10 protein-coding genes and 1 pseudogene are annotated in these 11,550 nt (G+C 41.9%); 10 read left to right on the forward strand and 1 reads right to left on the reverse strand.

The window, feature by feature from the left end:
* Positions 1-53 precede the first annotated feature (53 nt).
* On the reverse strand, positions 54-1,010 hold the full coding sequence (locus I4V84_RS11045; protein ID WP_118577700.1) for an L-lactate dehydrogenase: 957 nt from the start codon (positions 1,008-1,010) through the stop codon (positions 54-56).
* 228 nt (positions 1,011-1,238) lie between these two features.
* On the opposite strand from I4V84_RS11045, the gene I4V84_RS11050 reads away from it, so the two are divergent.
* From I4V84_RS11050 to I4V84_RS11095, 10 genes and pseudogenes are all read left to right on the forward strand, one after another.
* A complete protein-coding gene (locus I4V84_RS11050) occupies positions 1,239-1,658 on the forward strand; it encodes a transcriptional repressor (RefSeq protein WP_195991975.1) in 420 nt (139 codons plus the stop codon).
* Between the two features lie 47 nt (positions 1,659-1,705).
* Positions 1,706-2,743, forward strand: a complete 1,038-nt coding sequence (locus I4V84_RS11055) for a metal ABC transporter substrate-binding protein (protein WP_243284075.1) — start codon at positions 1,706-1,708, stop codon at positions 2,741-2,743.
* Positions 2,740-3,453, forward strand: a complete 714-nt coding sequence (locus I4V84_RS11060) for a metal ABC transporter ATP-binding protein (protein WP_195991979.1) — start codon at positions 2,740-2,742, stop codon at positions 3,451-3,453. Before I4V84_RS11055 ends, I4V84_RS11060 begins: the two co-directional genes overlap by 4 nt.
* Positions 3,450-4,295: a metal ABC transporter permease gene (locus tag I4V84_RS11065; protein ID WP_195991981.1), complete on the forward strand. Its 846-nt coding sequence runs from the start codon at positions 3,450-3,452 to the stop codon at positions 4,293-4,295. The genes I4V84_RS11060 and I4V84_RS11065 overlap by 4 nt, the downstream gene beginning before the upstream one ends.
* Before the next feature lie 438 nt (positions 4,296-4,733).
* Positions 4,734-5,768 carry a hypothetical protein gene (locus I4V84_RS11070; RefSeq protein ID WP_195991983.1) on the forward strand — a complete coding sequence of 345 codons (1,035 nt, stop codon included), beginning with the start codon at positions 4,734-4,736 and terminating at the stop codon, positions 5,766-5,768.
* Positions 5,769-6,001: 233 nt separating this feature from the next.
* Positions 6,002-6,148: pseudogene (locus I4V84_RS11075) on the forward strand (TnpV protein); the annotation flags it as partial.
* Positions 6,149-6,232: 84 nt separating this feature from the next.
* On the forward strand, positions 6,233-6,493 hold the full coding sequence (locus I4V84_RS11080) for a hypothetical protein (protein WP_226854149.1): 261 nt from the start codon (positions 6,233-6,235) through the stop codon (positions 6,491-6,493).
* A gap of 88 nt (positions 6,494-6,581) precedes the next feature.
* Positions 6,582-6,752, forward strand: a complete 171-nt coding sequence (locus I4V84_RS11085) for a phosphatase PAP2 family protein (RefSeq protein WP_334286063.1) — start codon at positions 6,582-6,584, stop codon at positions 6,750-6,752.
* A 19-nt stretch (positions 6,753-6,771) separates the two neighbouring features.
* Entirely contained in the window at positions 6,772-9,918 is a 3,147-nt protein-coding gene (locus tag I4V84_RS11090) for a response regulator (RefSeq protein ID WP_195991985.1), read from the forward strand.
* Positions 9,919-10,085: 167 nt separating this feature from the next.
* The gene (locus tag I4V84_RS11095) at positions 10,086-11,291 is read left to right on the forward strand and encodes an ATP-binding protein (RefSeq protein ID WP_118577695.1); all 1,206 of its coding nucleotides are present in this window, start codon (positions 10,086-10,088) and stop codon (positions 11,289-11,291) included.
* Positions 11,292-11,550 lie beyond the last annotated feature (259 nt).

The raw sequence follows: 11,550 nt of genomic DNA on the forward strand, positions 1-11,550 counted from the left end.
GACATTGAAAAAATAAATGTCTAAGTTGTAGTAAGCTTTTATTATTTATGGTGTCAGGAAATACTCTCGATTACATTACGGAGATACTCGTAGCAGATCTTAAGATTTTTCTCACCCTCTTTATCCAGCGGAATCTGCAGTGTGCGTTCCACGCCATTTCGTGAAATAACGCATGGAAGGCTCATTGCGATTCCTTCTAATCCGTATTCCCCTTCCAGAACAACGGAAGCCGGTACAACGGCACGTTCATTTCGCATAATGGCTCCTACAAGACGGCAGACGCTGAGGGCGATGCCGGAGCTTGTGTAGCCCTTCAATTCTACAATGTCCAGACCGCTGACCTTCACCTCGTGAAGCAGCTTTTCACAGTCAACAGGCTCTTTCAGACCAAACTGTTTCTGAAAATCATGGAAAGGAATTCCTACAATATTAACCGCATTCCATGGAATAAAGCTTGTGCCGCCGTGTTCGCCCAGAACGAATCCGGTGACATTTTTTGCATCTACACCGCACAGGTCGGCAAGCATTTTATTGAAGCGGGCGGTGTCCAGAAGAGTACCGGTACCGATCAGAAGATTTCGGGGATAGTTGAATTCCTTCTGTGCAATATAAGTAAGAATGTCCATTGGATTTGAAACATTGATAATAATGGCAGAACGGGTGTAAGTGGTGATCTGTGTCATGATCTCCTTCATCACCTGTACATTGGTCTGCAGCAGCACCATGCGGTCACGGGAGTTACCTGGCTGAATGCTGGGACCTGCGGTGTTGATGATAATTTGGGCGTCTTTACAGTCCTCGTAGGTACCCACCCGGATGTTTGCGTTGGCACTGTATGCAAAGGCGGTGGTGTGGCTGGCATCCAGTACGACTCCCAATGCTTTTTTTTGATTTCTGTTTATGACAACGATCTCATCTGCAAGATTCATTCGCAGAAGAGAGTCCAGAATTGCAGATCCCACATGACCTGCGCCGATCAGAACAATTTTTCCATAACTTATATTTTCCATGATGTCAGGCTCCTTTAGAAATGTAAACTTTCATATATAGTGATGTCACCGATAGACGACATGTCTGTTTTGTGAATAAGAATAGCACTTGTGTGCTGCATAAACAAGAGAATTTTTGATTGCACTGTAAAAAATACGGAGTGACAAAAATGAAAACGATTTTCATATTGACTTTGAAAAAGAATCTGCTATAATATGAAAATGATTTTCAAATTGGAGGCGCGGGAAATGAGCGAAAAAGCACAATATCGTACCAGACAGATTACAGAGCTGGAGAATTATCTGTGCTCTATGGAAGGAAAACATGTTACAGTCAGCGATATATGCAAATACTTTAAAAGTCAGGGGATTTCTATCGGAACCACAACGGTGTACCGCCAGCTTGACCGGATGGTGGAGCAGGGACTGGTTGCCAAATATGTGGTAGACGGCACCAGCAGTGCATGCTTCGAGTATCTGGGACATGATGAGCATTGTCATAAACATATATGCTTTCATTGCAAATGCGAGAAGTGTGGAAAGGTGATTCATCTGGAATGCGGGGAAATGACACATCTGGGCGAGCATATGCTGGCAGACCATGGATTTCAGTGGGATTTTACCAAGACGGTGTTTTATGGAATCTGTGAGGAGTGTAGAGGAAAATAATGAGGTTGAACATGCACAAATTAAAAAATAAATTCAAAAGGCTATTTATGTCAGCTGCCACAATAGGTACTGCCTGCCTTCTTGCAGGCTGCGGTGCAGGTGCGGCGGCAGGAACTGACAATTCCAGTGTGGCGGAAAGCCAGAGCGGGGTAAATGGCAGCGAACAGGAAAATGCCAGATCAGATAGTCAGAAGCTTCAGATTGTAGCCACTATTTTTCCAGAATACGACTGGGTAAAGGAAATCCTGGGCGACCAGGCTGATAATGTGGATCTTACCCTGCTTTTGGGTAACGGAACAGACATGCATAGTTTCCAGCCTACCATGGAAGATATTTTGAAAGTATCCACCTGTGACCTGTTTATTTATGTAGGCGGTGAGTCTGATTCCTGGGTTGCCGATGCATTGAAGGGCGCCGGAAACCCAGACCGAAAAGCAATCAACCTGATGGACGTGCTGGGAGACCAGGTGAAGGAAGAAGAGCTTGTAGAGGGGATGCAGGATGAAGACGACCACACTCACGAAGAAGGGCATACCCACGATGATGATCTGGAATACGATGAGCATGTCTGGCTGTCTTTGAAAAATGCGTCTCTATTCTGCGACACCATTGCCAGTAGTCTGGCTGATGCCGATCCGGAGCATTCCCGGCTTTATCAGCAGAACGCCGAGGCTTACGAAGAAAAACTGGCAGCTCTCGATCAGGAATACCAGACATCAGTGGAGAAATCCCAGTCCAAAACCCTGCTTTTTGCGGATCGTTTCCCGTTCCGCTATTTAATTGACGACTACAATCTTACTTACTACGCTGCATTTGCCGGCTGTTCAGCAGAAACAGATGCCAGTTTCGAGACCATCACATTTCTGGCTGGCAAGCTGGATGAGCTGAACCTTCCGGCTGTTCTCACTATCGAGAATTCCGATCAGAAAGTAGCGAAAGCAGTAATTGAAAATACAAACACTAAGGATCAGAAGATTTTGACATTAAATTCCATGCAGTCCGTAACAACAAAGGATGTGGAAGAGGGAACCACATACCTTTCCATCATGGAAAATAATCTCCAGATTCTGAAGGAGGCATTATGAGTCTGATTACTTGCGAGAACCTTACATTGGGATATGAAGGAAAAGCGATTTTGTCCGGGCTGAATTTCAGCGTAAATTCCGGTGATTACCTTTGTATCGTAGGAGAAAACGGCTCTGGGAAATCCACACTGATGAAAACCCTTCTTCATCTTCAGAGCCCTATGAGCGGCAGTATCATTCTGGGAGACGATTTAAAAATCAACGAGATTGGCTACCTGCCACAGCAGACTGCACTTCAGAGAGACTTCCCTGCTTCGGTAGACGAAATTGTGATGTCCGGTTTCCTGGGAAGAATGGGACTTCGTCCTTTTTACAATAAAGCAGAGAAAAAAGAAGCCCGTGAATTGATGGAGAAAACCAGGATTACGGATCTGGCTGACCGTTGTTATCGACAATTGTCCGGCGGGCAGCAGCAGAGAGTGCTTCTGACCAGAGCTCTCTGCGCCACAAGGAAAATCCTCCTTCTGGATGAGCCTGTTTCTGGCCTGGATCCGGTTGCAACTGCGGATATGTACCAGATTATCAACGAATTAAATAAAGAAGACCGAGTAACCATCATCATGATTTCTCACGATATCGGTGAAGTAGCAACTTATGCAAGTCATGTGCTGCATATTGGGCAGAAGGTTTTCTTCGGAACAAAAGAGGAATATCTGGAAAGCAAGATTGGAAAGCGGCTTGTGGATGCTGGAGAGGAGGGAAAAGCATGAGCGGAATTTTTGAAAAACTGGCATTTTATTTCCAGTATCCATTTGTGTGGTATGCTTTGATCGTAGGCGTGCTTATTGCACTTTGCTCCTCTCTTCTGGGGGTAACGTTGGTGCTGAAGCGGTTTTCCTTTATTGGGGATGGACTGTCCCATGTGGCATTCGGCGCTATGGCCGTTGCGTCGGTGCTGAATTTCAGCAACAATATGCTGTTCGTTATGCCGGTAACTGTGATCTGTGCGGTGCTGCTTCTTCGTACAGGACAGAGTACAAAGATCAAAGGAGATGCGGCAATCGCTATGATTTCGGTTGGAGCCCTGGCAGTTGGCTATCTGCTGATGAATGTTTTTTCCACAGGTTCTAATATTTCCGGAGATGTGTGCAGCAGCCTGTTTGGTTCTACGTCAATCCTGACCCTGACCACATCTGAGGTGTGGCTGTGTGTAGTGGCGTCTGTTATTGTTGTGGCACTGTTTACAGTATTTTATCATAAGATATTTGCAGTTACCTTTGATGAAAATTTTGCAAAAGCTACTGGAACCAGGACAGATATGTACAATCTTCTGATTGCGGTGATCACAGCAGTGATCATTGTACTGGCTATGAATCTGGTGGGGTCCCTGCTGATCTCAGCTTTGATCATTTTCCCGGCACTGTCGGCAATGAGAATCTATAAACGATTCAGCGCAGTAATTATCTGTTCGGCGATTTTATCTGTGTTGTGTGCATTTCTTGGAATTATTGTTTCCATCCTGGGCGGAACGCCGGTAGGGTCTACTATTGTGGCTGTAGATATTGCGGCGTTTCTGGTGACAAGCCTGATTGGGAAGCTTTTAGAGAGATAGAATATGGTATAGAGCGGTAGAGTGTGTCTGAAAAATCAGACAAGTTAATATGGCAGTTACTTAATATTCGATGTATAGGGCGTTCTTGTAAGTGGTTCAGCTTGCAGGGGACGCCTTTTTTATGTAATAGGAAATTCTGTTGGAATTGCCTATTACATCAAAAGTCTTACTGAGCAGGAACGCACTGCGGCGGAAGGGTAGCTGTCGCTCGAGGCGACCCTCCGCAGGCAGAGAATCCTGCAAGCTGGATCCTTTTTATATGGGCAATGAGAAAAATACTAACCAGAGTATAGTGCTTTTTCCTGGGTAAATTTCTTATAATATAGTTACAGCAGAATGATACAGTTGTAGAAAAAATTTCTGGTTACTGTTTTGTATCTGGCTGCAAAGTTAAAACTATATTTTTCAGAAAAATTATATGATCCAGGGAGGGTGCTTATGAAAAGAAAAATAATTGCTGCAATATTTACCGGAATGTTAACCGCCGCATTGTTTCCTGCTATTGCCCATGCAGAAATCGAAAATCCGGAGGACTATATGGGCATCTGGTATGCCAATTATGTAATATATTCCGACGAAAGCAGCGAACGCCACAATGTAGCGGAATATTTGAACCAATACTTGGAAATGAGGCTAATGGAAGACGGAAGTGCTTACATGGAAATGTCCTACAATAGTGAGGAGTCAGACTCGGCAGAAATTCTGAAGGTCTCATGGAAGCTGGAGGGCGGGAAAATACTTGTTTCCCTGGAGGAAGGAGACATTTATCTTGATACAGTGGACGGAGAGTTTGTGGGGAGCTTAGATGAGGATACCCAGGTGATTTTTGGACGTGAACTGGTGCAGACAGGAGAAGCTCAGAGCCTGGATCATCTGGACGATCTGGAAGATAGTGAAAAAGCTAAGATTCCAAAGGAGAATCCCTACATTTATCATCCGGAAACAGACAATCCGGAGGAGATCATTGCCCGCTATCTTGGGGCTGCGAATTTGGAAAAAGGTTATGAAGTTTCCGTGGATGAAGACAATGGAACCTTTACAGCTCATTGGGCAGGAGATGAATATTATGATCCCAGGGACTATGTTGGAAGCTACAGAATAACGGATGATAACTATATCAACATTTGCTGGAGAGAGGCCACCAGTGAGTATGGCGATAAATGCTATGGTGCGGTTCTGGTAGACCGCTGGAACCAGTTTACGATAAATGAGGATCTTGGAAATCTGGCCGAAGTTATGACAGCCATGGCAAACGACATAAACAGCGGACGTGTTTTCACAGCTTACAGGACGGAAATCACAGAAGGCTCTGAAAACCAGGGGGCTGTGAAATTTATAGATGAGGATTACGAAGTTTCCTATAGCTACCAGATCATTCCAGGTGCAGATCCTATGGTGACACTTACCAGGTATGATTCGGAATATGATTATGAACAGGTGTATACAAATTATCAGCTGAGGGAAATGCTGTAGGAAAATAGAAAAATTGGAAAATGTGAAATTAGCACTCACCTCTTGATAATGAAAGTCGATTTTTGTCCTGGCTTGTGTATCCTAGAAGTGCCTGTTTTACAGGCTTTCCGGGGCATCAGTCATTTTGTCTGGTATTGTAAAGCAGTGTCAGATTTGTCGTAAATGTCGTAAATTTGTGGTCAAAAAATGATGAGAAATGGAGAGTGCTAATAAAATGAACGCAGGCAGCCAGAGAACGGGAAGAAGTGATCCTGAAACAGTTGGAAGAAAAAGAACCATTACCGGATAAAGAGAAAAATCAGATTGCCTGGGTAAGAGCTGCTAATCAGCACAGAGCGATTGCGGAAGAGATTATTCTCAAGGAATTGATTTATGTATAAATGTTGCCAGTAAACAATCTAGCAGATAACTAATGAAAATAGAATATTGTGAGCGAAGTAAGGCGTGAGTCATAGAAATGTGGCTTGCGTCTTTTTCTTTGCCTGAAAGGAAGTGATAAGTTACTGACATTTTTCAAAGACGCTGGTCTTGATGGAAAAGCAGGCTGGCAATTGTTCAAAGAGAAGGAGTATCTTGGCAAATTGGATAACCAGAAAGAAGTTGAGAAATTACTGGAACAGTATATTCTTCGGTTTGAGCGAGATCCAAAAGAAGAACCGGAACTGAGCCGGTTTCACTTATTTGATGCAAAAGGAAATATATATCAAAGGTCAGTGACCTTTTGACACCCTAATCCTGTTTATAAATAAATACATTCAAATTTGAGTAGGCATACAGGAAAAAGTAGGGTAAAATAATGTATATGCTGAAAGAATGGGAGAAAAGAAGCTGTGGAAACCGGTTCTGGTTCTTGCCTGTCTGATAGGAATATCAAGATTGTATTTGTATGTGCATTATCCCACAGATGTTCTTGGCGGAGTCCTGGCAGGCGCTATATCAGGATATCTGGGATATCGGTTCATCCAGGCCATTTTTACAGAATAAAACAAGAAGGGGGAGGACCATGTCCGAAGTAAAGAATAAGAAAAAGAAATCCAGTATGATTCAGGTCAGTATTGGTGTTCTGGCAGTTATTCTGGCTATTCTTATTATTATAATGATGGGAATTGTTTCTGATATTCAGGGAACGGCTCGTATTGTAAATTATACTGGTTTAGTCCGTGGAGAGACACAGAGGATCATCAAGCTGGAGGTTGCCGGGGAACAGGACGATGCAATGATCCAGGAGGTAAGGTCTTTCATTGATGGTCTGCGCAATGGAAATACGAAACTGAATCTGGTATATCTGAATGATACGGATTTTCAGAATAAAATGCAGGAACTGGACGAGGGATTTTCTGATCTGTATAAAGAAATCTGTTTGGGGCGGTCTGAAGGATATGAAAAAACAGATATTATATCCAGAAGTGAGGATTTCTTTGTAATCTGTGATGAAGCAACAGGTCTGGCCGAAAAATATTCGCAGAAAAAAGCCACATCCTTATCATTGCTTGAAAAATATATCACAGCAGATATTGTTGTGTTGATGCTGCTGATCGGATATGAGTTTATAAAAGCAATACAGTATGCTGCAATGAACCGTCTGTTGCAGCGAAAAGTATATCTGGATGATGCGACAGGACTTCCGAACAAAAATAAATGTGAAGAATTACTGAGTGAGGAAGAAACGGATGCAGATACCGGTGTCTGCAGTTTTGACCTTAATAATCTACGGCGTATTAATGACAGCAGAGGACATGAAGCCGGTGATGCCTATATCCGTAGATTTGCTATCTGCCTGCGGGCTTCCATACCAGCAGAGCAGTTTGTGGGAAGAGCAGGTGGAGATGAGTTTCTTGTAGTTACCCATGGACTGGACAGGGAACAGATGACACAGTGCCTTGAAAAGGTGCGCAGAGATATGGCAGAGGAATCCAGAGTGTATCCGGATACTCAGCTAAGCTATGCGGTAGGTTTTGCACTGGCCTGTGATTTTCCCGGAAGTACAATGAGGGAGCTGTTTAACTGCGCAGACAAAAACATGTATATCAATAAGAATCATGTAAAAAGGGAAGAGGCTGCAGCAGAAAAGAATCAGGGATATCAGCTGTTAAAGCTGCTTAATCAGCACGGCAGTAATTTCTCAGATTGTCTGTATTGTGATGCCGGGATGGATACCTATCGGGCGATTCGTTCCAGTGAAAATTTTTTCCTGGCCTCTGATGGTGCATATTCCGGTGCAGTGGAACAGATCATAGAGGAACAGATTGAAAAGTTCTGTCAGGCAGATATTCGCGAAGGGCTGCAGATTTCGGAACTTCAAAAGAAAATGCATACGAAGAAAGATGTGCTGGAATATGAGTATAATATCGGGAAACAGGGGGCATATAACCGCCTGACACTGATTCCTGTGGACAGGGATGAGGACAAAAAGCTGCATCATTTTCTCCTGGCATTTGAAACCATCCGAAAGACTTCAGAAGGTCAGACAGGGGCAAAAGAGCAGCTGCAGCTTTATTATGAACAGCTGAAACAGTCTATCCTGGAAAATGACAGCTATGTGGATGCGCTTCTGGAATTGTCAGATGTGATCTATACAGTAAATCTGACAAAAGATGTTCTGGAAAGAAGGATTGTACTGAATGGAAAAGAACAGAAGAGCCGGGAACTTTTTATGGATTATTCACTTCCATGTTCTTATCAGGATTACTGCTGGGAATATGAGAAAAAAATCACCCAGGAAACAATTGCCGGTTACTGTATGACAGATAATTGTGAAAAGCTTCGTAAGAGGTTTGAGAACGGAGAAACAAATATGTCTGTGGAGTATTGTGCCCGCGAAGATGATGGAAGTATCCGCTGGGTACAGAAAACAGTTCTTATGACCAGAATGGTGGTGTTTGATACAGAAATTCTTGCTGAGATCCCTATGATTTATGCAATCATTCTGTTGCAGGATACCACACAGAGACATGAACGGGATGAGCAGGAACAGGCACGCCTTCAGGCTGCATTTAATGAAATGCGTGCCGAGAGCAGGGCGAAAACGAATTTCCTAAGCCGTATGAGCCATGATATCAGGACACCTTTGAATGGTATTATTGGTCTGTTAAAGATTGATGAGACCCATTTTGAGGATAAAGCACTGATACGGGAAAATCATAAAAAGATGAAGATAGCAGCGGATTATTTACTTTCCCTTATTAATGATGTTCTGCAGATGAGCAAAATAGAGGAAGGTCATATTGTTTTGACTCATGAATATATCTGTCTTAAAGATCTGGTCTATGAGATTGAGAGCATTATCACACACAGGGCAGCAGATGAGGATATTCAGTGGATTTATGAGAAAAATAAGGAGGATATTCCCTATCCTTATGTCTATGGAAGCTCACTGCATCTTCGCCAGATTTTTCTGAATATCTATGGAAACTGCATTAAGTATAATCGGCCGGGAGGAAAGATTACCACGGTAATGGAGGCTGTAGATGTACATGATGGGATCTGTACATACAGATGGACAATTTCTGATACAGGTATAGGGATGAGTGCAGAGTTCCTGAGCCGCATTTTTGATCCGTTCTCACAGGAAAAAACAGATGCCCGTAGTGTTTATCAGGGAACTGGTCTGGGAATGGCGATTGCCAGGGGATTGATTGAGCAGATGCATGGAAGTATTGAAGTGACAAGTCAGGTGGGAGTTGGATCTGTGTTTGTCATTACCATTCCTTTTGAGATTGCAGAGAAACAGAAAAAGGATGAGGAAATTGCAGAGAAATATAATATTCGTGGATTGCATCTGTTGGCAGCCGAGGATAATGAGCTTAATGCTGAAATCATAGAAATGTTGCTGACTGATGACGGTGCGAAGGTTACAGTTGCAAATAACGGCAGACAGGCGGTGGAGTACTTCGAAAGTAATTCTCCGGGAACCTTTGATGCCATATTGATGGATGTCATGATGCCTGTTATGGATGGTATCGCAGCAACAAAAGCCATACGTGCTATGGACAGGGCGGATGCAAAAACAGTTCCGATCATTGCAATGACTGCAAATGCATTTGAGGAAGATGCAAAAAGATGTCTCGCAGCCGGCATGACCGCACATCTGGCAAAACCATTCCAGATAGAAGATGTGGAAAAGGCCATTGTGGAGTGCTGTGGAAAGTAATGCCATCTGCAAGATCTATTGCCATCAGTAAATTATCAGAAGCAGCTAGTAAGTTAATTTTTGTTCCAATAAAAATAAAAAAATCAATAGTTTTGGGACTACAATCCTAAAACTATTGATTTTTTTGTTGCTTTTGGAATATAATTAGTAAAGAAAGGAGCATTATTATGATTATAGAAAGAAAAGAATATTTAGAAAAACTGATAGCCTGGAAAGATAAGCAGTTGATTAAAATTGTTACAGGTGTACGACGTTGTGGAAAATCTATGCTTCTGGAAATTTATCGCAATTATTTAAAAGAGCATGGGATTGAGGAAGAACAGATTATTTCTATTAATTTTGAAGATCTTGATTATGAAGAACTGACAGATTACAGGAAATTATATAAATATTTAAAGGAACGTCTGATTGATGGAAAAATGACATATATTTTCCTTGATGAAATTCAGAATGTAACAGATTTTCCGAAAGTGTTGGACAGTCTTTATATTAAAAAAAACATAGATATTTATGTGACTGGTTCCAATGCATATATGTTGTCCAGTGAGATTGCAACTATGATTTCAGGAAGATATATTCAGATTGAAATGTTGCCGTTGTCTTTTAAGGAATATATGGAGAGTACTGGCAGTATGAATGACAGAGGAATCAAATATGCTGAGTATTTGCAGAATAGTTCATTTCCGTTTACACTGGAATTAAAAAATCAGCCAGATGAGATCAGAGATTATCTGGAAGGAATCTATAATACGATTGTTGTAAAGGATATTATAAACAGAAAAAAAATTACAGATACTATGATGCTTAAGAGTGTCTTAAGATTTGTGTTTGATAATATAGGAAATCCATTGTCATCAAAAAAAATTGCAGATACGATGACCTCAGAAGGGCGAAAAATTGATACAAAAACGGTGGAAAAATATCTAGAGGCTTTTAGCGAGAGCTATATTATATATCAGGCAAAACGTTATAATATAAAGGGGAAACAATATTTAAAAACTCTTGAAAAATATTATATAGTTGATATTGGAATGAGGTATATGCTTTTAGGTTCGAGGCAGGCAGATGCAGGACATGTTCTGGAAAATATAGTCTATCTGGAATTGTTACGTCGAGGATATGAGGTGTATGTTGGAAAAATCGATTCATATGAAGTGGATTTTGTGGCACAGAATAAAAAGGGAACAGTATATTTCCAGGTGGCACTGACTGTACGAGATGAAAATACACTTTTAAGAGAATTAAGGCCATTACAGGCGATACGAGATCATTATCCAAAGATTATCTTAACAATGGATGAAGAACCAGAAGAACAATATGAGGGAATTCGACGTATTAATGCCAGAGACTGGTTATTGGGGATTGTAGACTGAGCAATGCAAATTCATGGTAATAATATATATAAACAGAAGATATATTTGTTGATAGCAGTGAAAGTGCAAGATAAGTTGCAAAAATATGTTGTTCCTTTTTATGCAGTATGTGATGGGGGCTGGATGTCCGGTGGATATCCGTCTAGCACAGACCGTAGCGTTCACAAATTCTTCACAAAAATATTAGCACTCACCTCTTGTTATTACAGCGTAGCTTTTGTCTTAGTTCATAGAGTGCCGTAAAGTGCCTATTTACAGG

Source organism: Ruminococcus sp. 1001713B170207_170306_F1, from assembly GCF_015668065.1.
GTDB classification, from domain to species: domain Bacteria; phylum Bacillota; class Clostridia; order Lachnospirales; family Lachnospiraceae; genus Blautia_A; species Blautia_A faecis.